21 protein-coding genes and 1 tRNA gene are annotated in these 22,014 nt (G+C 41.2%); 17 read left to right on the forward strand and 5 right to left on the reverse strand.

From position 1 onward, the window contains the following. From comE to rlmH, 4 genes are all read right to left on the reverse strand, one after another. The coding region (comE, locus tag STRDD11_RS03170) for a competence system response regulator transcription factor ComE (RefSeq protein ID WP_164828351.1) at positions 1–752 on the reverse strand (752 nt) is incomplete at its 3' end. Then, the gene (comD, locus tag STRDD11_RS03175) at positions 749–2,095 is read right to left on the reverse strand and encodes a competence system sensor histidine kinase ComD (RefSeq protein ID WP_128835245.1); all 1,347 of its coding nucleotides are present in this window, start codon (positions 2,093–2,095) and stop codon (positions 749–751) included. The genes comD and comE, both read right to left, overlap by 4 nt. A gap of 318 nt (positions 2,096–2,413) precedes the next feature. Further along, positions 2,414–2,487, reverse strand: a tRNA-Arg gene (locus STRDD11_RS03180). 42 nt (positions 2,488–2,529) lie between these two features. Further along, positions 2,530–3,009 (reverse strand): 23S rRNA (pseudouridine(1915)-N(3))-methyltransferase RlmH, encoded by a 480-nt coding sequence (gene rlmH, locus STRDD11_RS03185; RefSeq protein WP_128835247.1) that lies wholly within the window; start codon positions 3,007–3,009, stop codon positions 2,530–2,532. 214 nt (positions 3,010–3,223) lie between these two features. On the opposite strand from rlmH, the gene STRDD11_RS03190 reads away from it, so the two are divergent. The 7 genes from STRDD11_RS03190 to STRDD11_RS03220 all read left to right on the forward strand — a co-directional run bounded on the left by STRDD11_RS03190 (position 3,224) and on the right by STRDD11_RS03220 (position 9,997). Then, positions 3,224–4,405: a serine protease HtrA gene (locus tag STRDD11_RS03190; protein ID WP_128835249.1), complete on the forward strand. Its 1,182-nt coding sequence runs from the start codon at positions 3,224–3,226 to the stop codon at positions 4,403–4,405. 142 nt (positions 4,406–4,547) lie between these two features. Continuing rightward, positions 4,548–5,309: a ParB/RepB/Spo0J family partition protein gene (locus tag STRDD11_RS03195; RefSeq protein WP_164828352.1), complete on the forward strand. Its 762-nt coding sequence runs from the start codon at positions 4,548–4,550 to the stop codon at positions 5,307–5,309. A gap of 214 nt (positions 5,310–5,523) precedes the next feature. Then, a complete protein-coding gene (gene dnaA, locus STRDD11_RS03200) occupies positions 5,524–6,876 on the forward strand; it encodes a chromosomal replication initiator protein DnaA (RefSeq protein ID WP_128835254.1) in 1,353 nt (450 codons plus the stop codon). A 157-nt stretch (positions 6,877–7,033) separates the two neighbouring features. Then, positions 7,034–8,170: a DNA polymerase III subunit beta gene (gene dnaN / locus STRDD11_RS03205; protein ID WP_128835256.1), complete on the forward strand. Its 1,137-nt coding sequence runs from the start codon at positions 7,034–7,036 to the stop codon at positions 8,168–8,170. Positions 8,171–8,371: 201 nt separating this feature from the next. Next, on the forward strand, positions 8,372–9,253 hold the full coding sequence (locus STRDD11_RS03210) for a diacylglycerol/lipid kinase family protein (protein WP_128835258.1): 882 nt from the start codon (positions 8,372–8,374) through the stop codon (positions 9,251–9,253). Positions 9,254–9,435: 182 nt separating this feature from the next. Then, entirely contained in the window at positions 9,436–9,630 is a 195-nt protein-coding gene (locus tag STRDD11_RS03215) for a DUF951 domain-containing protein (protein WP_128835260.1), read from the forward strand. A 166-nt stretch (positions 9,631–9,796) separates the two neighbouring features. Beyond that, positions 9,797–9,997: a YdeI/OmpD-associated family protein gene (locus STRDD11_RS03220; RefSeq protein ID WP_128835262.1), complete on the forward strand. Its 201-nt coding sequence runs from the start codon at positions 9,797–9,799 to the stop codon at positions 9,995–9,997. Between the two features lie 115 nt (positions 9,998–10,112). On the opposite strand, the gene STRDD11_RS03225 is transcribed toward STRDD11_RS03220, so the two are convergent. Further along, positions 10,113–10,607 (reverse strand): DUF1307 domain-containing protein, encoded by a 495-nt coding sequence (locus tag STRDD11_RS03225; RefSeq protein WP_128835264.1) that lies wholly within the window; start codon positions 10,605–10,607, stop codon positions 10,113–10,115. A gap of 164 nt (positions 10,608–10,771) precedes the next feature. Here STRDD11_RS03225 and ychF point away from each other — a divergent pair, with 164 nt between their 5' ends. The 10 genes from ychF (at position 10,772) to ftsH (ending at position 21,965) form a co-directional block, all read left to right on the forward strand. Continuing rightward, entirely contained in the window at positions 10,772–11,887 is a 1,116-nt protein-coding gene (gene ychF / locus STRDD11_RS03230; RefSeq protein ID WP_128835266.1) for a redox-regulated ATPase YchF, read from the forward strand. 70 nt (positions 11,888–11,957) lie between these two features. After that, positions 11,958–12,527 carry an aminoacyl-tRNA hydrolase gene (gene pth, locus STRDD11_RS03235; RefSeq protein WP_128835268.1) on the forward strand — a complete coding sequence of 190 codons (570 nt, stop codon included), beginning with the start codon at positions 11,958–11,960 and terminating at the stop codon, positions 12,525–12,527. Further along, entirely contained in the window at positions 12,520–16,023 is a 3,504-nt protein-coding gene (gene mfd, locus STRDD11_RS03240; protein WP_128835270.1) for a transcription-repair coupling factor, read from the forward strand. The genes pth and mfd overlap by 8 nt, the downstream gene beginning before the upstream one ends. Before the next feature lie 84 nt (positions 16,024–16,107). Then, positions 16,108–16,374, forward strand: coding sequence for an RNA-binding S4 domain-containing protein (locus tag STRDD11_RS03245; protein ID WP_128835380.1), 267 nt, complete (start codon positions 16,108–16,110; stop codon positions 16,372–16,374). After that, positions 16,367–16,735, forward strand: a complete 369-nt coding sequence (locus tag STRDD11_RS03250) for a septum formation initiator family protein (RefSeq protein WP_128835272.1) — start codon at positions 16,367–16,369, stop codon at positions 16,733–16,735. Before STRDD11_RS03245 ends, STRDD11_RS03250 begins: the two co-directional genes overlap by 8 nt. Before the next feature lie 8 nt (positions 16,736–16,743). Further along, a complete protein-coding gene (locus STRDD11_RS14870) occupies positions 16,744–16,872 on the forward strand; it encodes an SP_0009 family protein (RefSeq protein ID WP_128835274.1) in 129 nt (42 codons plus the stop codon). Then, positions 16,865–18,148, forward strand: a complete 1,284-nt coding sequence (locus STRDD11_RS03260; RefSeq protein WP_128835276.1) for a serine hydrolase — start codon at positions 16,865–16,867, stop codon at positions 18,146–18,148. The genes STRDD11_RS14870 and STRDD11_RS03260 overlap by 8 nt, the downstream gene beginning before the upstream one ends. Next, a complete protein-coding gene (tilS, locus tag STRDD11_RS03265) occupies positions 18,145–19,422 on the forward strand; it encodes a tRNA lysidine(34) synthetase TilS (protein ID WP_128835278.1) in 1,278 nt (425 codons plus the stop codon). The genes STRDD11_RS03260 and tilS overlap by 4 nt, the downstream gene beginning before the upstream one ends. A 4-nt stretch (positions 19,423–19,426) precedes the next feature. Beyond that, the gene (hpt, locus tag STRDD11_RS03270) at positions 19,427–19,969 is read left to right on the forward strand and encodes a hypoxanthine phosphoribosyltransferase (RefSeq protein ID WP_128835382.1); all 543 of its coding nucleotides are present in this window, start codon (positions 19,427–19,429) and stop codon (positions 19,967–19,969) included. Between the two features lie 16 nt (positions 19,970–19,985). Then, complete coding sequence (ftsH, locus tag STRDD11_RS03275; RefSeq protein WP_128835279.1) at positions 19,986–21,965, forward strand: ATP-dependent zinc metalloprotease FtsH; 1,980 nt, start codon at positions 19,986–19,988, stop codon at positions 21,963–21,965. The last annotated feature ends 49 nt before the right edge of the window (positions 21,966–22,014 follow it).

Consider the following 22,014-nt stretch of genomic DNA (forward strand, 5'->3'; position numbering starts at 1 on the left):
CTCTTTTTATCCTTCTTTTTTAAAATCTCCTTCAAGTATTTCACTTTCATCCGCGTAATCGGGCAGCGATGATTTTCATAAAAGATGATTTCTCTGTTTTTCTTGTCATAATCAACAATATTTCCAATATTTACTAAGTAGGACTTATGAGGTGAAAAGAATCGCTGCGACTCCCGGTCTTTCTCCTGAATATCTGTAATCGTTCCATAAAATTCCTTAATGAAATTCTTTCCAACGATTCTTAGCTTGTGAGAACTTCCAGAAGTCTCAATATAAAAAATATCATTGTAGGGCATACGTACATCATTACCGCGATAGCTGTAATCAAAATAATCTACCATATTGGTATTTTCAATCAAGGTGCTCTTTGTATACAGAATCGTTTCTTTAATTCTGGTTTTAAAAGCTTCGTCATTAATATCCTTATCAATAAAATCCAATGCCGAAACCTTGTATTTAAAAGTCATGGTAGCAAACTCAGACTTTGATGTGACAAAAACAATGATAGCATAGGGATTATGATGGCGGATAAACTGAGCTACTTCGAGACCTTTGGTTTCCTCGCCTTTGATATCAATATCCAGAAAATAAAGCTGATTGATGTCATCCTGCTCAATATATTCTTTAAATTCTTTAATTTTGCCGGTTATCTTGGCCTGAATATCGATTCCCAGCTCCTGGGAAATTTCTGCCAAAGTCGTTTCAATTCGCACCTGATGGGCTATAGTATCCTCTAAAACCAATATTCTCATAGCTGCTCCTTTCTCCTGATTGTTAAAATCTGCGTAAAATCATGAGTATCAATCTCAGTATCCAGTGTGATAAATTCATAGCTATCAAGAATATTTTTCATATTGCTCAAGCCCAGTCCTCTCTTTTCACCTTTGGTTGAAAAACCTGGCTGATAGATTTCCTCCAAATCCAATTCTCCTGTCTTACGGGAATTTTTGACAACAAAAATAATCTTGCTGTCCAGTTGAACGAGGGAAACATGAACAAATTTATCATAACTTTCAATAGCACTTTCGATAGCATTATTTAAGAGAATACTGGCAATTCTGACAATATCCAGCAGTCTGATAGGCAGCCGGTCAACAGCATCTTTCACTTCAAAAGTCAAATCAATGCTGTGCTCACGTGCTTTAAAGAAGGTCTCAGCCATCACACTCTTCAGTGCAGAATCTCCGACATTATTCAAATCAAAAATAGTATATTTATCCGAACGCAAATTCAAATTAGCATCAAGCAGCACTTCCTGATAGATACGGTCAATTTCCTCTATATCACCGGTTTGAATAGCCATCCGCATACTGGTCAGCATACCGGCGTAATCATGACGAAATCCTTTGATTTCATTATAAAGAGCGACAATTTCATCTGTGTACTTTTGCAGCTGCAGCTGTTCTAGCTCTCTCTGTCTGATCTGTTCTTCTTTTTCATATTTTTCACGGCTCTCCTTAAAAATAAGCATAGTGGATAAAAAAGTTAAGAAACAGATTGTAGCTACCATACCGCTGAAACTGTTGAAGTATTTTATATGGCTCAGCCAATGGGAAATATTGAGCACCAGATAGTTGCCTGCATAAACACTGCTGGTAAGAAGAACCTGAGATTTAAAATTACTGTCTTTTAAATAGATTATTCGAAAATCAAACAGGCTTATCAGCTTGACCATAAAGATCAGGGCTGTCACATGAACAATCGTTAGGAATAAACCAAAATGATGGGCAACAAAATCATCCTGCAAAACGGAGGACACAATAACTGCAAAAAATGTATTGGAAGCATTGACAGCCAAATATAAAAAGAAAGCCAAAAAAATGGATAAGTATTTTTTGACATTCTCTACCTTAGAGAAATACCAGTAAAGGAAGAGAGGATGGAACAGCACTACAATATAAGTGGGGATTTGGCTGGAAAAAGAAAATACCGAACCTGCAAAAGCAATAATGAAGGGGATAACAATTTCAAATCCTAAGCATACCGCAGCCAAGATGAAAGGATACTTCACTTTGCAAATCTCTTTTGCAGTGAACAAAAAAGCTGCTACATTAATGAAAGGATAGACAATCATCCAAAAAATACTGAGTGACATAAAACCTCCTCTGCCTTTTATTTCCTAATTTCTTCCAAAAAACCACTCCCAAGGATTTGAAGGGAACCTTAAAGAATACAGGAAAATATTCTTGCGGATTTCAGTTTCAGCTGAAAATAGGCTTATTTGCATGGTCATTACAAACTCCTTAATATTTTTTCTGTAAGCTGCCTTACAATATCTTATTATAGAATTTTCTAGCAAAAGCCGTAGTTTTTTCTCTGAAATGTCTGTTTTTACCCCTGAAATGACATTATATCAAAAAAATAAACAGAAAAAAACACGAACTACTTAAAAATACTTCGTGCTTTTATGGCATGATCCCAGCAGGATTCGAACCTGCGGCCGTTCGCTTAGAAGGCGAATGCTCTATCCAGCTGAGCTATGGGACCGGTATATCTCATTCTAACAGAAAAAAGACCGACCGTCAAGATTCACTTGTGATAGGGGCTGCCCTGCTGAATCATAAATGAACGGTAGATTTGCTCAATCAAAACTAGCCGCATCAACTGATGCGGAAGGGTCAGTTTCCCAAAACTCATCAACAGATTGGCTCGCTGTTTGACTGCAGGCGCCAGCCCCAGACTTCCGCCAATAATAAAGGAAATGTCAGAAAAACCACGAACAGTAATATCCTTCATGATGCTGCTGAATTCTTCTGAGGAAAACTGCCGACCTTCAATCGCCAAAACAATAACAAAATCACGCTCGGCAATCTTGGACAGAATCCTGCTGCCTTCTCTGTTCATCACCTGCTGTTTTTCCGACTCGCTGGCTCTGTCAGGGGTTTTCTCATCAGGCAGCTCCAGCACTTCCGTCTTACAGAAACGGCTCAGCCGTTTCAGATATTCAGACATTCCGTCTTTTAAGTATTTTTCTTTCAGCTTTCCAACAGTTACCAGTTTTATTTTCATTCTTCTATTCTATCATATTCACACAGACTTCACATCTTATTAACAAGTAAAATTTTATAAATCCTTCTGCCAATCTGCCTATTTTCTAATCAATATCAACATTTTTTCTAAGTTTTCCACAAGATGTGGAAAACTTGTGAAATTTAAGTTATAATTAAGTTTAGCTATCTATAATTTCATCAATTGTAATCCAATGTAATCAAAGGAGGAAAATATGAAAGACTCTTCAAATATCTCCAAAAAAGTTCTCTTATTTTTGGCAGTGCTTATTGTTGGTTTTATCGGAGGAAGTTTAGGAAATTATGTCACTTCGCTCATCAATACTCAGCTGTCTTCTGCTGCTGGCGGTTCTCATTCCAGTACGACAGTAAAAACTTCTTATAAAAATTCGACAGACACTTCCGAAGCTGTCAAGAAAATTCAAAATGCAGTTGTCTCTGTGATTACCTATGCAGATTCATCCAGCGGTATCCTTAACAGTGAGGATGATTCAAATGAGTCTCAGATTGCCAGTGAGGGATCTGGTGTCATTTATAAAAAAGAAGGCAAAAATGCTTATCTGGTAACCAATACCCACGTACTCAGCGGCTCCACCAATGTGGATATTCTGTTGGCTGATGGCAGCAAGGTTCCCGGAGAAGTAGTGGGTTCAGATGTTTATTCTGATATTTCCGTTGTAAAAATCAGCTCTGACAAAGTTACGGATGTTGCTGAATTTGGCGATTCTAGCTCGCTGACTGTCGGTGAAGCAGCTATTGCAATCGGAAGCCCACTGGGAACAGAGTATGCCAACTCTGTTACTCAGGGCATTATTTCCAGCTTGGGAAGAAATGTGACACTTCAGTCTGAAAACGGCGAAAATATTTCAACAACTGCTCTGCAGACTGATGCCGCTATCAATCCAGGGAATTCCGGCGGACCGCTGATTAATATCCAGGGACAGGTAATCGGTATTACTTCAAGCAAGATTTCCACAAATGGTCAGACTTCTGTCGAAGGAATGGGCTTTGCAATTCCTTCCAACGATGTGGTCAATATCATCAATCAACTGGAAAAAGACGGCCGAGTTACCCGTCCTGCTCTGGGGATTCAAATGATGGATCTGGCCAATCTGACTACAGCAGACTTATCCAAACTTAACCTGCCTGATAAAGTAAAGGCTGGTATTCTGGTACGCTCTGTTCAGCAAGGGATGCCGGCTGATGGCAAGCTGCAAAAGAATGATGTCATTACCAAAGTGGATGATACCGATGTAGAATCCACCAGTGATTTACAGTCTGCTTTATACAAACATACTATCGGAGATGAAATCAAAGTCAGCTACTACCGAAACGGCAAAGAAGAAACTACAACCATTAAGCTGACAAAATCAACTCAGGAACTGAGTTCTAACTAAGAGTCTGGCTTCATAGGCAGCTTCGCTGAGATTGACGGCAACAGGGAGCAGGATCTGGCAAAGCCGGCTTTGTGCACTTATCTTTTACAGAATTGTCAACACATCTTTACACGATCGTAAAGGTGTGTTATTCTATATACAAATGGAAAATTTTCAATATATCCCACTAACAGACATCCGGACGAATCCCTATCAGCCGCGAAAAGAATTCTCACAGGAAAAAATCAAGGAACTGGCGGATTCAATCAAAGAAAACGGCATCATCCAGCCTATTATTTTGCGTAAATCTTCCTTATTTGGTTATGAAATTCTGGCCGGTGAACGGCGTTTTCGGGCGGCCAAACTGCTGGATTGGCCCACTATACCAGCTATTATCAAGGAATTATCAGACGATGAGATGCTGCGGCAGGCTATCATTGAAAATCTGCAGCGGGAAGATTTGAATCCAGTGGAAGAAGCAGAATCTTATCAAAGCTTAGTGGACAGAGGCATGACCCATGATGAAATTGCTAAGATTATGGGAAAATCCCGTCCCTATATCAGCAATATTGTGCGCTTGCTGCATGTATCAAAACCTGTTCTTGAAGCTGTCAAGGAAGAAAGAATCTCTCAAGGACATGCCCGCCTGCTCATTCCCTTGAAAGAAGAAGAACAGCTGCTCTGGCTGAAACGTATCTGTCAGGAGGAGTTATCTGTTCGAGCAGTTGAGCTGCTGCTGCAAAAGAAAAAGAAAGCCAAGCAAAAAAAAACTAAGGAAATTTTTACGGAAGCTGAAGAAGAGAAGCTGAAAAAAATCTTCGGACTGGACATCCGCATTCAGCTAAAAAACGCCAGCCAAGGAAAGATCATTATCCCTTTTGAAAACGAAGAAGAATACCAAAGAATTATGAACAGCTTTAAATAGAGCTGTTATTTTCTTTTTTGGGAATAACAAATTTTTCCACCGACAAACAGGGAGAGAATCCTTTTAAAATAAGGAAGCTCCGCTTAATTCACAGTTTGTGGAAAACGAAAGTCAACAGTGTTAATTATTTTCCACAACTTGTGGAAAACTGGAGTCAATTATGTTAAAATAAATCTTATATGAATCAGACAATTAAAAGCAAAGGGGGAAAATTATGACCAAAGAGCAAGATTTCTGGAATCGTATTTTGGAATTGGCGGCAGCGCAGCTGAAACAGACAACTTATGATTTTTTTGTAGCCGAAGCTCAGCTGATTAAAGTGGAAAACAAGCAAGCTGTTATCTTTCTTGACAGTCCTGTTAAACAGCTCTTTTGGGAACAGAATTTGGTCGGCGTAATCCTCACAGCCGGTTTTGAAATTTTCAATGATCAAATTGCCTGTAAGTACATTTTTGAAGACGAAAGACAAGAAGAACTGCCTGCCAAAGCTGCTGCAGCTTCCGAAAACAGCACTGTTAAGCCCAGTCTGCCGGCTATTGAAACGGGCTTAAAATCCAAATATACCTTTGATAATTTTGTCCAGGGAGACGGCAATATCTGGGCCAAAGCTGCAGCCTTGGCAGTTTCTGAAAATTTGGCCACGACCTACAATCCTCTTTTCATCTACGGAGGGCCTGGTCTCGGCAAGACGCACCTGCTCAATGCCATCGGCAATCAGATTCTGGAAAATATTCCTGATGCGCGTGTCAAGTATATCCCGGCTGAGACCTTTATCAATGATTTTCTGGAACACCTCCGTCTGGGCGATATGGATAACTTCAAAAAGCTTTACCGCAGTCTGGATTTGCTCTTGATTGATGATATTCAGTCTTTGGGCGGAAAAAAAGTATCAACTCAAGAAGAATTTTTCCATACTTTTAATGCTTTACATGGAGAAAACAAGCAAATTGTCTTAACAAGCGACCGAAGCCCTGATTACTTAGACAATCTTGAAGAAAGATTGGTCACGCGCTTCAAATGGGGCCTGACTCAAAACATCACACCGCCGGATTTTGAAACTCGGATTGCCATTTTGCGCAATAAGGTAGAGGATTTAGAGTATATCTTCCCTAATGATACACTGGAATATCTGGCAGGCCAGTTTGACTCCAATGTCCGCGATTTGGAAGGCGCCCTCAATGATATCAGTCTTATTGCCAGAGTCCGCAGCCTGAAAGAAATCACGATTGATATCGCAGCCGAAGCCATCCGGGCCCGCAAACAGGATTCCAGTCAGGTGACAGTCATTCCTATCGATAAGATTCAGACTGAAGTTGGCAATTTCTACGGTGTCAGTGTCAAAGAAATGAAGGGCAGCCGCCGAGTGCAGAATATTGTTTTGGCCAGACAGGTCGCTATGTACCTGACCCGCGAGCTGACAGACAACAGCCTGCCTAAAATCGGCCGTGAATTTGGCGGAAAAGACCATACCACAGTCATCCATGCACACGGAAAAATCAAAACTATGCTGGAAACTGACGATAATCTGCGTCTGGAAATCGAGAGCATCAAAAACAAGATAAAATAAGCTTGTGGAAAAAAAGAGAAAAGTTTTATGACTTATCCACACTTTGTGAACAAGTCCAATGACCTGTCCATGATAAGAGCAGAAGCTTTTTCCACAGAATCCACACAACCTACTATTACTATTAATCTTATAATCTTAAATAAATAAAGGAGTCCTGATGATTCATTTTTCTATTAATACAAATTTATTCTTACAAGCTTTGAATACAACCAAGCGAGCTATCAGTCACAAAAATGCAATCCCTATTCTGTCAACAGTCAAAATTGATGTTACCAAAGAAGGCATTACCCTTATTGGTTCAAATGGGCAGATTTCCATTGAAAATTTTATTTCTACTCAAAACGAAGATGCCGGTCTCTTAATCAATTCCTCAGGCTCTATTCTTTTGGAAGCTGCTTTCTTTATCAATGTTGTTTCCAGTCTGCCGGATGTTGTTCTTGATGTGAAAGAGATTGAGCAGAAACAAATTGTTTTGACCAGCGGCAAATCAGAAATTACCCTCAAGGGGAAAGATGCAGATCAGTATCCGCGCATTCAGGAAATTGCAGCCAATAATCCCTTGGTGCTGGAAACAAAGGTTCTCAAGCAGTTGATTAATGAAACAGCATTTGCAGCCAGCACACAGGAGAGCCGTCCCATTTTGACAGGTGTACATTTTGTTTTGACGGATCATCAGTCTCTGAAAACAGTGGCGACAGATTCTCATCGAATGAGCCAGAAGAAGATTGTTCTGGAAAAAACTGGGGATAACTTCGACGTGGTCATTCCCAGCCGCTCTCTGCGCGAATTTGCAGCTGTTTTTACCGATGATATTGAAACAGTAGAGGTTTTCTTTGCCAATCATCAAATTCTTTTCAGAAGCGATCATATCAGCTTTTATACCCGTCTTTTGGAAGGGAACTATCCGGATACCGACCGCTTGATACCGACTGACTTTTCAAGCGTGGTGACCTTTGATACAGACATCCTCCGCTATGCTATGGAGCGGGCTCGTCTTTTATCCAATGCTACTCAGAATGGAACAGTGAAGCTGGAAATCATGGAGGGAGTGGTCAGAGCCCATGTCAATTCACCAGAAGTCGGCCGGGTCAATGAAGAAATTGATACAGAGAGCGTCTCCGGAACAGATTTAACTATCAGCTTTAACCCAACTTATCTGATAGAGGCTTTAAAAGCTATTGACAGTGAGAAAGTGACCATTAGCTTTATTTCTTCTGTCCGACCTTTCACTCTGGTGCCGGATGATGAAGCAGACAGTTTTATTCAGCTGATTACTCCAGTCAGAACCAATTAAAAAATAGAAGAAAAGGCTGTTTTTCAGTCTTTTTCTACTCTCTGAATAAGAATAGCCGGAACAGGCAGGTTCGAAAGTGAGACGGAATCCCAGATTGCTGTGCTGTCATCCATGGAGTGATGGATCTTTTGCAAAAAGTCTAAGAAGGTATTGCTTGGGTTTTAGAAGACTATACTTTTGAAAATATGATATAATACAGGCATGATCTACTTACTTGTCAATCCTCATTCGGGAGATAAAAGCGGGCTGACAAAAGCCAGGCGTCTGCAGGAGACTTATGCAGACTTGGAGATAAACATTTATGTAACTCAGCAAAAGGACGATGAATGGAAGCAGTTGGAAAGAATTTTACAAAACTATCAAGCTTCTAAGGATCGGCTGCTGGTCATTGGGGGAGATGGAACTCTGTCAAAGGTTCTCAGTTACTGGCCGAAAGAGGAGCCTTTAGCCTATCTGCCGGCCGGGTCAGCAAATGATTTCATCAAAGGATTTGGCAGCTTGCCAGCAGAGAAGGTTTTAGAGGCTATGAATACCAACAGAACCAGAACAATCCATGTCTTTAAATCTAAGAATTATTTGATTTTAAACAGTCTGGGAATCGGATTTGACGCACGCGTTATCAACTACTCTGAGCATTCTGCCTTGAAATCGTTCTTCAACCGTCTTCATCTCGGGAAATTCATCTATTTAGTTTTTGGAATCCGCTCAGTTTTCAGCAAAAAAAGCGCCTCAATTAGCTTGACGGATGCAGAGGGACGGCAGGTGAAGTTCAAAAATCCCTTTCTTTTTGTATTAGCCAATACAGCCTATTTTGGCGGCGGAGTGATGATCTGGCCGCAGGCTTCAGTGGAGACAGAGCATTTGGACTTGGTGTATCTGCAGAAAAGAAATCTCTATTATCACATCAGCGGCCTGCTGGCCTTGCTGTTTCGACAGCATGATTCCAGTAAAAAACTGCAGCATAAGGTTTACACTGCTGTAAAGCTGAAATGTTCTGAGCCCACCTTGGCTCAGATAGATGGAGAAAGTGTGCTGCTGCAAGAGGAGACTTTTATCTGTCAAGTACGCAAAATCTATGCTTAAGGTTCTTTCTTTTTTATAAACTATCGTTAGTAACTCGCCTAACTTCAACAGTCTGAGACGATAGACTCGAAAGCGAAGAAAGATTCAGGCGGCAGGACAGACTTATCAGCCGTAATCTCCAGTATTGCTGACACGTCCCTGTCTGGTTTGCATTCTCATAGTTTGAGCATAAGGAGGAAAAAATGTATCAAATTGGAACTTTTGTTGAAATGAAAAAGCCCCATGCCTGTACGATTAAGTCAACTGGCAAAAAGGCCAACCGATGGGAAATTACCCGTCTGGGTGCTGATATTAAGATTCGCTGCAGCAATTGCCAGCATGTTGTTATGATGAGCCGCTATGATTTTGAAAGAAAAATGAAAAGGGTTATTGACTAAGGTGCTGCTTGGAGCAAATAGATGAAATGGCCAAGTCCTGCCTGATCCGTAATTCCGGTCATGCTGTTCTTTCTTTACAGAAGCTTCCGCTTTCAGTTTAGAATCTCTGCCAAATATGTTATACTATTCCTTGGAAAGATGGACTGACAGAAAGGAGCAGACAGCGATGACAGATTTTTCAGCAGAAAATATTAATCAGGCTTTGTTGGAGCTTGAAAATAAGCTGGATGGAGAAGCAAGGACTCATTTTTCTTCCCTGCCGCCCAGCCACAAAAAAGAATGGCTTCGTTATATCAATGAGGCCAAAAAAGACGAAACCAAACTTCGTCGATTGGAGAAAATGAAGGCAGACTTGCTGCGACGATAATAGCAGATAGGAACCTGCTCCTCAGGACACGAGAAATCTTGAGGGACTTTTTCGGACTTCTTCCGATAGAGAGCAGCAAAAAAAGATTTGGAAAAAAATCCAAATCTTTTTTAGGTTATTCCAAATTTTCAAATTTGCCGTCTTTAACTTCGCTGTAACCTGTATTTTTTAACAATTTTTGGGTTTCTTTGTAGCTGATATAGTCAGCCTCTTGATTACCGGAAGTCTCAATCAAATTTTTGCTTTGCAGTTCTTTGATATTAGCCTTGCTGAAATCAATAGACAATTTTTCCTGAGCATAATCATTTTTATATTCAACTTTGTAAGAAACTCCCTTAATGCCTTTTAACAAGTTTGCATAAGAGTCTGTTTGCTCTTTGACATCTTCTTTGGTCATGCCGGAAGACTCATAGTAAACAATATTAGTGGTTTCGTTGGTTGTTACCTTGTCTCCCTGATAGGTGACGGTAATTCTGCTGTCACGCATGCTTGTCTTGTCAATGTATTGGAAATAGCCTTTTTTAGTGCTGCTGCCGCAGGCTGCCAAGAGGAAGAGGGAAAAAACTGCAACAAAAGAAAGAAAAAGTGTTTTTATAGCATTCTTTTTCATGATGTGCTCCTTTAATAAAATCTTAATTTTATTATACCATATTGACTATTGAAGTTATTTTACATTTCTGTAAAGAAAGGAGGAATTTTTAGAGAAAATCCGCTGTTTCCTAAAGGCTTTTATGGTATAATGGTTTGGATTGAAAAGATGAAAGGAAGAGCTACATGGCTTTAACAGCAGGAATTGTCGGTTTACCCAATGTCGGGAAATCAACCTTATTTAATGCAATTACGAAAGCAGGAGCAGAAGCTGCCAATTATCCCTTTGCGACGATTGATCCCAATGTCGGACGGGTAGAAGTACCGGATGCGCGTCTGGATACATTAACAGAATTGATTAAACCACAGAAAAAAGTCCCAACTACCTTTGAATTTACGGATATTGCCGGGATTGTCAAAGGGGCTTCCAAAGGCGAAGGATTGGGAAATAAATTTTTGGCAAATATTCGTGAAGTAGACGCCATTGTCCATGTAGTCCGGGCTTTTGATGATGAAAATGTCATGCGTGAGCAAGGCCGTGAGTCGGCCTTTGTAGATCCCATGGCCGATATCGAAACCATCAATCTGGAACTCATCTTAGCTGATTTGGAAAGTATCAATAAACGCTATGCACGGGTAGAGAAAATGGCCCGTACCCAGAAAGATAAAGATTCAGTCGCTGAATTTAATGTACTGCAGAAAATCAAGCCGGTTTTAGAGGATGGTCTGTCAGCGCGGACTGTTGACTTTACAGAGGAAGAAGAAAAAGTTGTCAAAGGACTCTTTTTACTGACAACCAAGCCTGTTCTTTATGTAGCGAATGTTAGTGAAGAAGAAGTAGCAGATCCTGACAGTATCGGATATGTCCAGCAGATTCGTGATTTTGCAGCTACAGAAAAGGCTGAGGTGGTCGTCATTTCAGCGCGTGCAGAAGAGGAAATTTCTGAGCTTGATGAGGAAGATAAGCAGGAATTTCTTGAAGCAATCGGCTTGACAGAATCAGGCGTAGACAAGCTGACACGAGCGGCTTATCATCTCTTGGGGCTTGGCACCTACTTTACAGCTGGTGAAAAAGAGGTTCGAGCTTGGACTTTTAAGCGCGGCATGAAAGCGCCGCAGGCAGCCGGCATTATCCATTCAGATTTTGAAAAAGGCTTTATTCGGGCTGTTACCATGTCTTATGACGATTTGGTGCATTATGGCAGTGAAAAAGCGGTCAAAGAAGCTGGCCGATTGCGTGAAGAAGGGAAAGAATATATCGTACAGGACGGCGATATTATGGAATTTAGATTTAATGTGTAAAGCAGTGTAAACTCAATAATAGCAAGGTTGGAATTTTTTCCAGCCCTTTTGGCTTTTGTAAAGGAGAAATATGACGAAGTTAATTGTTGGTCTAGGCAATCCGGGAGAGAAATATGCTGAAACAAAACATAATGTTGGTTTCATGCTGATTGACAAGATTTGTAAAGAACTTGACTTGAAATTTACAAGGGACAGCATTTTCCAAGCAGATATAGCCTCAGCATTCTTGAAGGGCGAAAAGATTTATTTTGTCAAACCCATCACTTTTATGAATGAAAGTGGCAAGGCGGTTCAGGCCTTGTTAGCTTATTATGGTCTGGAAATAGGTGATTTAGTGGTCATTTACGATGATTTAGATATGGAAGTCGGCAAAATCCGTCTGCGCTCCAAAGGTTCGGCTGGCGGTCATAATGGGATAAAATCAATTATCAGGCATTTGGGGAGCCAAGAGTTTAAACGCATTAAAATCGGAATTGGCCGACCCAAGGCAGGAATGACAGTCATCCATCATGTTTTAGGGAAATTTGAAAAGGATGATTATATCACGATTCTCAACACAATAGATAAGGTTGACAACGCTGTAAATCATTATTTACAGACTGGTAATTTTGAACAGACAATGCAGCAGTATAATGGGTAAGACAATGGACTTGATTGATTTTTTTAGTCAAAACAAACAAATTTCAGATTGGAAGAGAAATCTGCATAAAATCAGCAGGCAGCTGGTACTGGGTTTGTCCTCTACTACCAAGGCAGTCACGATAGCTTCTAGCTTAGAGGAGCAGGATAAACTATTGGTTCTGACTTCCAATCAGAATGAGGGAGAGCGTCTGGCAAGCGACCTCATTTCCTTATTAGGAGAAGACTTGGTTTATACCTTTTTGGCAGACGACACCCCTATAGCGGAATTTGTTTTTGCATCTCAAGAAAAGACCTTTGCACGTTTGGAAGCTTTACATTTTTTGCTGGACAGTGAAAAAAAGGGAATCCTTATCAGCAATGTCTCAGCCAGTCGTCTTTTCTTACCCAATCCAAAAGTTTTCAAAGAAGCCAGTTTAAAACTAAGTCTTGGGCAGGAATACGAACTTGACAAGCTTGTCAAGTCACTGTCAAATTCAGGTTATAAAAAAGTTTCCCAGGTTCTCAGTCAGGGGGAGTACAGTCTGAGGGGAGATATTTTAGATATTTTTGAACCTTCCAGTCAAGCTCCTTACCGCTTGGAATTCTTCGGCGATGAAATTGATAGTATTCGGGTCTTCAATCCGGAAAATCAAACTTCTTTGAAGAATATGCAAAGTGTTGTGATTGAGCCGGTCAGTGACATCCTTCTCTTCAAGGATGATTATCTCCGAGGACAGCAAAATCTGGAGAAAACACTAGAAAAGGCTGTTGATCCAGCTTTGAAATCCTACTTTGAAGAAATCTTAGTCAGTGCCAAAGAGCAGGTTCATCATGCTGATATCCGAAAATTTCTGTCTTATTTTTATGAGAAAGAATGGACCATTCTGGACTACCTGCCTGTAAACACGCCCATTTTCTTTGATGATTTTCAAAAAATCATGGACCAGCATGCTCAGTTTGAATTAGAATCAGCAAAAATATTGACAGAAGATTTACAAAACAGTAAAGCAATGTCCAATCAGCTTTATTTTGCAGGCAACTACCAGGAGTATCGAACCTACAAACCGGCGACCTTCTTCTCCAATTTTCATAAAGGTTTGGGAAATCTGAAATTTGATGCTCTGTATCAGTTCAATCAGTATCCTATGCAGGAGTTTTTCAGTCAGTTTCCTTTATTAAAGGAAGAAATCAATCGTTATAAAAAATCAAACTATACTGTTATTTTGCAGGCTAATTCTGCTGCGGGTTTACAGAATTTACAAAAAAATTTACAGGAATATGGTATTCAGCTGGATTATCTGAAAGAAGATGAGCTACATAGACAAGCTGTTCAGCTGATAGAAGGCAGCCTGAGTCAGGGATTTAATTTTGTTGATGAAAAAATTGTCTTCATTACTGAACATGAGATTATCCATAAGAAAGTGAAGCGAAAGATTCGGCGGCAGCATATTTCCAATGCAGAACGGCTGAAAGATTATAATGAACTGGAAAAAGGGGATTATGTCGTTCACAATGTCCACGGAATTGGCCGCTATCTGGGAATTGAGACCATCGAAGTTTCTGGTGTCCACCGCGACTATGTCACGATTCAATATCAAAATGCTGACAGAGTGTCCATTCCGGTTGATCAAATCAATCTGCTGTCCAAATATGTGGCCAGCGACGGCAAAACTCCTAAAGTCAATAAATTAAATGATGGGCATTTCCAGAAAACCAAGCAAAAAGTGCAGCATCAGGTGGAAGATATTGCGGATGATTTAATCAAGCTCTATGCAGAGCGAAGTCAGCTGCAGGGATTCTCCTTTTCTCCTGATGACCAGCATCAAGAGGAGTTCGACAATGATTTTCCTTATGTGGAGACAGAAGACCAGCTGAGGAGTATTGAAGAAGTCAAAAAAGATATGGAAAGCAGCCGGCCTATGGATCGTCTTTTGGTCGGTGATGTTGGATTTGGCAAGACGGAGGTGGCGATGCGGGCTGCTTTCAAGGCTGTCAATGATCACAAGCAGGTAGCGATACTGGTTCCGACTACTGTTTTGGCCCAGCAGCATTACACTAACTTCAGAGAACGTTTCAATGATTTTGCCGTCCATGTAGATGTTCTCAGCCGTTTCAGGAGCAAGGCAGAACAGAAAGAGACGTTGGAAAAGCTTCAAAAGGGTCAGGTAGATATTATCATTGGAACCCATCGTTTGCTCTCCAAAGATGTTGAATTTGCTGATTTGGGCCTGATTGTCATTGATGAGGAACAGCGTTTTGGGGTTAAGCACAAGGAAAAACTGAAGGAGCTAAAAAAGAAAGTTGATGTTCTGACCTTGACAGCAACACCGATTCCGCGAACCCTCCACATGTCTATGCTGGGGATTCGAGACTTATCTGTTATCGAGACACCGCCAACCAATCGCTATCCTGTTCAAACCTATGTTTTGGAAACCAATCCAACGGTTATCCGAGAGGCTGTGCTGCGGGAAATAGATCGGGGCGGACAGGTTTACTACCTTTACAATAAGATTGACACGATTGAGCAGAAGGTGTCAGAACTGAGGGAATTGATTCCGGAAGCTTCTATAGGCTATGTTCATGGTCAGATGAGTGAGATTCGTCTGGAAAACACCCTGTTCGACTTTGTCAATGGTCAGTATGATCTACTAGTCACGACCACTATTATTGAAACGGGAGTCGATATTCCCAATGCCAATACCCTTTTTATTGAAAATGCCGACCATATGGGGCTGTCCACCTTGTATCAGCTTCGGGGACGGGTTGGCCGCAGCAACCGCATTGCCTACGCTTATCTCATGTATCGGCCCGATAAGATTTTAACAGAGGTTTCTGAAAAGCGTTTGGAAGCTATCAAAGGTTTTACAGAATTGGGGTCTGGTTTTAAAATTGCCATGCGGGATCTATCCATCCGCGGAGCTGGGAACATCTTGGGAAGTATGCAGTCTGGCTTTATTGATTCCGTTGGTTTTGAAATGTACTCCCAGCTCTTGCAGGAAGCTATTGCCAAAAAACAAGGAAAGGAAAAGAAGCGTCAGAAGAGCAATGCTGAAATCAATCTGCAGATTGATGCCTATCTTCCTAGTGATTATATTGCGGATGAACGTCAGAAAATTGAAATTTACAAACGGATCCGTGAGATTGACAGCCGTGTAAACTACGAAACATTGCAGGACGAACTGATGGACCGCTTTGGAGAATACCCAGATGTAGTGGCTTATTTGCTGGAAATCGGTCTGACAAAGTCCTATCTGGACCGTTCTTTTGTTCAGCTGGTTGAACGCAGACAGCAGTCTTTGATTGTCCGCTTTGAAAAAATTTCTCAGCAGCTTTACCTGACTCAGGATTATTTTGAAGCCTTATCAGCCACTCAGCTCAAAGCACGAATTGGCGAGCAGCAGGGCCTGATTGAAGTGATTTTTGATGTAAACCGCAAAAAAGACTATGAGATCCTGGAAGGGCTCCTTCGTTTCGGTGAAAAATTGCTGGAAATTAAGCAGCGAAAAGCAGAGTAAAGGTTACAATTCGGTAAAGTTTGGCTTTTTGCGCTGTATTTTTCTCAAAACGTGATAGAATATTAAGAGAAATTGAGGTAGATGATGAGATTAGATAAATATTTGAAAGTGTCGCGCCTTATCAAACGGCGGCCGGTAGCCAAAGAAGTGGCTGACAAGGGACGGATTAAAGTCAATGGAGTCTTGGCTAAAAGCTCGACTGATTTAAAAATCAATGATTTGGTTGAAATTCGTTTTGGTACGAAGCTTCTGACAGTCAAGGTGCTGGAAATGAAGGACAGCACTAAAAAAGAAGATGCCCTTAAAATGTATGAAATCATCAGTGAAACAAGGATAGAAGAAGATGCCTAAAAATATTGTTCAGCTGAATAATCGTTTTATTCAGGATGAGAATCAGCGCCGCAGATATATTGATGAAGAACGCCGCAAACGCAATCGTTTTATGGGATGGGTATTGATTTTGGTCATTCTTCTCTTTATTTTGCCAACCTATAATTTATACCAAAGTTATCAAACCTTGCTGGAACGTCGTGTGCAGTATACAAAATTGCAAAAGAAGTACCAGGAGCTGAGTGAGGAAAAAATCTATCAGTCTGACATTGCCAGCAAGCTCAAGGATGACAGCTATGCAGCTAAATATGCCCGTGCCAAATACTCTTTTTCTAAAGATGGTGAGTATATTTACACGATTCCCGATTTGCTGCCGCAGTAAGAAGCGTTATGGAAGATTTAATCAAAAAAATTGAGCAGTTTTTATCTTTTTCGGATGAAAAATTAGAAAAACTGTCTGAAAAGAATCAAGCTTTAAAACTAGAAGAAAATCCAAAGGAAAGGGGCGGTCATGCGTAAGTTGCTTTTGCTGATATTCTTACTGCCAGCTTTATTTAGCAGTATCAGAGTTATCAGTACTGAGAATGATTTTATCTTAAATGAAGAAGAAAAATACCATTTTACCAGCACTGCTTACGGACGGTATTATGACAGTATCCCGGCCAACCCTAATGTTTATAAAGAAACACCGACTTTTACAGATGCTTCTTTAAGCAAGACTGCCGGGAAATTGCTTCCCGACCAACCTTTTCAGCTGACAGAATTTCATGTCAATGAAGAAGGCACTCCAGTTTTTAAATTAAAAAACGGCCAGTTTGTCCCTGCTGATAAGAATGCTATTTATGAAGACACTGTTCAGTCGCAGCAGGAAGTCAGTCAGGAAATGTGGCTGGAACCGAATGCCGCTGTTTATGATAAAATTCCTGTCAACGGTGCCAAAAAAATTGCCAGCAAACTGCCAGCTTATAGCAAGGTTAAAGTTCTTCAGCGGGCGCAGACAGCCAAAGGAGAATTTGCTCAGTTAGAAGACCAGAGCTGGGTTTCTGTGGATTTTCTATCAGAAACGGATAACCGTATGGATAAGGTTCAGGAAATCCTGAGCAGTAAATACAACAAAGCAGATTACTCTATTTATGTTAAACAGCTGGAAACAGGCAAAGAAGCTGGGATAAATCCTGACTTGCAGATGTATTCGGCCAGTGTTACGAAGCTTCCCTATCTTTATTATGTTCAGGAAGAGCTGAAGAGCGAAAAACTTTCTATGGACCAAAAGCTGAAATATATTGCCGCTGTGAATGATTTTGCCGGTGCCTATGAGCCTGAAGGAAGCGGCAGCATTGCGAAGTCGGCTGATGACAAGGAGTATTCTGTTCAGGACTTAATCAGCCGGGTTGCTAGGGAATCGGACAACGTAGCGCATAATATTTTAGCTTATTATGCAACGAATCAGTCTGATAAGGAATTTCAGCAGACTGTTGAGAGTATCGCCGGCAAAAAGTGGGATGTGGAAAATAGGCAGGCTTCTGCACGAATGGCCGGCCGCGTCATGGAAGCTGTTTATGAGCAGAATGGCATGATTATCGAAGCGCTGTCACAGACCAATTATGACAATCAGAGAATTTCTAAGAATATTGATGCCAAAGTTGCCCACAAAATCGGTGATGCCTACGATTTCAAGCATGATGTGGCTGTTGTTTATACAGATTCACCTTTTGTGATTGCTGTTTTGACGAATCATTCAGACTATGACACAATCTCCCGCATTGCCGATGATGTTTATGGAGTTCTTAAATGATGCAAAAAGAATTTCTGAAAGAATTTCAGAAAAAAGAATACTTCAAGAATCATCAAAAGGTTCTTTTGGCAGTTTCCGGCGGTCTTGATTCTATGACACTGCTTCATCTCCTGTATCAGTATCAGCGGGAACTGGATATTGAGCTGGTCATTGCCCATGTCAATCACCGGCAGCGGCCGGAGTCAGATGATGAAGAAAAAGAGCTGTCAGAAATTGCCCAAAAGCTTGGTGTAAAGATTTTTACATCAAGTTTTTCAGGTATGTTTTCAGAAGCCAGAGGCCGGCAGTTTCGCTATCAATTTTTTGCTGAGGTCATGAAAGCTCAAGGCTGTACTGCTTTGGTTACAGCCCACCATGCAGATGATCAGGCAGAGACGATCTTTATGAGGTTGCTGCGCGGTTCCCGTCTCCGTCATCTGACAGGTATTCAGGAAGTGCAGGATTTTGCAGGCGGTCAGCTGATTCGGCCTCTGCTGCATGTTCACAAGAAGGATTTCCCCCCTGTCCATCATTTTCAGGACAGCAGCAATCTCCAAAATGATTATTTGAGAAATCGTATCCGCAATCTCTATTTGCCGGCTTTGGAAAAGGAAAATCCCCAATTTCTGCAAGCTTTGCTGGATATGGGGCAGGAAGTAGGACATCTGCAGGCTGCTCTGGCTTATTTCACGAAAGAGATGGATATAACCGATATGGCGGTGTTTCATCAGCAGATTTTTCCAGTGCAGCTTTTTCTGCTGCAGGATTATCTTGCGCAGTTTCCGGATTTAACATTAAGCAAGCAGCAGTTTGAAGAAGTGCTGCAGATATTAAGGACGAAAGCCAATTATCTTCATCCTTTAAAGGCAGGGTATGAATTAGTAAAAGACTACAGCCATTTTCAAATTCGAAAAATCAGTCGGAAGCCCGATTTAAAAAAGGATTCAATTCTGTTAGAATGTGATAATCTTATTCAATTTGGAGACTATCGTTTTTCATTCGGTCTTCCTTTGCAGGGAGCAGATACGGAGCAGGTTGCTGTAGCAGCCCATGCCCCTGTCACTCTGCGATACAGGCAGTCGGGAGATGTACTGCTTTTGAACGGCTGTCATAAAAAAGTCCGCCGTCTCTTTATAGAGCGAAAACTGTCCTTGGAGGAGCGGGAATCGGCTGTTATTGTAGAGCAGAACCAGCAGATTCTGGCCATTCCAAATATTGCTGTCAGTGATTTGAGTAAGGGCTTAAAAAATGATATAATGGGTACTGTACTTTACATTCAGAAATTAGATAGGTAAAATGATGCTAGAACAAGATATAAAAAAAGTATTGGTTTCTCATGAAGAAATTACTGCTGCTGCTGAAAAACTTGGTCAGCAGTTAACGAAGGACTATCAAGAAAAAAATCCGATTTTTGTTGGAATTTTAAAAGGCTCTGTTCCTTTTATGGCAGAGCTGATTAAGCATATTGATACCCATATTGAGCTGGATTTCATGCTGGTGTCCAGCTATCATGGCGGAACAGCCAGCAGCGGTGTCATTAACATTATTAAAGATATCAACCAAGATATTGCAGGGCGTGATGTTCTGTTTATTGAGGATATTATTGATACCGGCCAGACTTTAAAAAATCTTCGTGATTTGTTTAAGGAAAGAAAAGCAGCCTCTGTCAAAATCGCAACTCTTTTGGATAAGCCAGAAGGCCGTGTTGTAGAGATTGATGCAGATTATACCTGTTTTACTATCCCAAATGAATTTGTCGTAGGCTATGGACTGGATTACGATGAAAAATATCGCAATCTTCCATATGTCGGTATTCTAAAAGAAGAAGTTTATACAAAATAAAGGTTTACTATTATAGATGAAAAATAAGCAAAACAATGGATTGATAAAAAATCCCTTTCTATATATTCTGATTATTGTGGTTTTGGTCACAGGATTTCAGTATTTCTTTTCAGGGAATTCTGCAGGGCGCAGCCAGCAAATTAATTATACAGAATTGGTGAATGAAATTACCAATAACAATGTAAAGGAGATGAGCTACCAGCCAAACGGCAGCGTCATTGAAATTGCAGGTACTTATAAGACTGCCAAAGAATCAAAAGACACCTCAGGCATTCAGTTCTTCACACCGGCAGCTTCTATGGTAGAGCGGTTTACCAGTGTTATTCTGCCATCAGATATTACAGTTTCCGATTTGCAAAAGCTGGCTTCTGAGCATAAGACAGAAATCACCATCAGGCGTGAAAGTTCAAGCGGTATGTGGATTACCATTTTGACTTCCGTTGTTCCTTTTGTGGTTGTTATCTTCTTTTTTATGTCCATGATGAATCAAGGCGGTGGCGGTGGCGCCCGCGGTGCTATGAACTTCGGCCGCAACAAGGCGCGTGCAGCTAATAAAGAAGATATCAAGGTCCGTTTCTCTGATGTAGCAGGAGCGGAAGAAGAAAAGCAGGAACTGGTAGAAGTGGTTGAGTTCTTGAAAGATCCCAAGCGTTATACTAAACTTGGTGCTCGGATTCCGGCTGGTGTTCTCCTTGAAGGCCCTCCGGGAACCGGTAAAACCCTTCTGGCTAAGGCAGTGGCTGGCGAAGCTGGTGTTCCCTTCTTCAGTATTTCGGGCTCTGATTTCGTTGAAATGTTTGTCGGTGTCGGTGCCAGCCGGGTGCGTTCTCTCTTTGAAGATGCTAAAAAAGCAGCTCCGGCTATCATTTTCATTGATGAAATTGATGCGGTCGGCCGTCAGCGCGGTGTTGGTCTTGGCGGTGGAAATGATGAGCGTGAACAGACCCTCAACCAGCTCTTGATTGAGATGGATGGTTTTGAAGGAAATGAAGGCATCATTGTGATAGCAGCCACCAACCGCTCTGATGTATTAGACCCTGCTTTGCTGCGTCCAGGCCGTTTCGATAGAAAAGTTTTGGTTGGCCGTCCGGATGTCAAAGGGCGTGAGGCTATTCTCCGCGTCCATGCTAAAAATAAACCGCTGGCTAAAAATGTTGATTTGAAATTGGTTGCACAGCAGACACCAGGCTTTGTCGGTGCTGATTTGGAAAATGTCCTTAATGAAGCTGCCTTAGTTGCGGCCCGCCGCAATAAAAAGGTGATTGATGCAGATGATATTGATGAAGCAGAAGACCGCGTTATTGCAGGACCGTCCAAGAAAGATCGGGCTATTTCAGAGCATGAGCGCCAAATGGTCGCTTATCACGAGGCTGGGCATACTATCGTTGGCTTGGTGTTATCCAATGCGCGCGTGGTTCATAAGGTGACAATTGTTCCCCGTGGCCGTGCCGGCGGGTACATGATTGCCCTGCCGAAAGAAGATCAAATGCTTTTGTCCAAAGAGGATATGAAAGAGCAATTGGCTGGTCTTATGGGCGGCCGTGTAGCTGAGGAAATTATCTTTAATGTGCAGACTACTGGAGCTTCCAATGACTTTGAACAGGCTACTCAGATGGCTCGCAGCATGGTGACTGAATACGGGATGAGCGAGAAGCTGGGTCCTGTGCAGTACGAAGGAAATCATGCTATGTTTGGAGCAGCCAGTCCGCAAAAATCAATTTCAGAGCAGACTGCTTATGAAATTGATGAAGAAGTCAGGGAATTGCTGAATGAAGCTCGCAACAAGGCGGCAGATATTATCCAGTCCAACCGCGAAACCCATAAGCTGATTGCAGAAGCTCTTCTTAAATACGAGACGCTGGACAGCCATCAAATTAAATCTCTCTATGAAACAGGAAAAATGCCTGAAGAAGCAGAGGAAGATTTGAAGAAAGAAGCACATGCTCTTTCTTATGATGAAATCAAGTCTAAAATGGATGAAAAAGAATCAGAATAAAAAGTTGGAGAATTTTCCAACTTTTTTTATCATTTTCATAAAATAATGA

This window comes from Streptococcus sp. DD11, assembly GCF_001578865.1.
In the GTDB taxonomy this organism is placed as follows: Bacteria; Bacillota; Bacilli; order Lactobacillales; family Streptococcaceae; genus Streptococcus; species Streptococcus panodentis.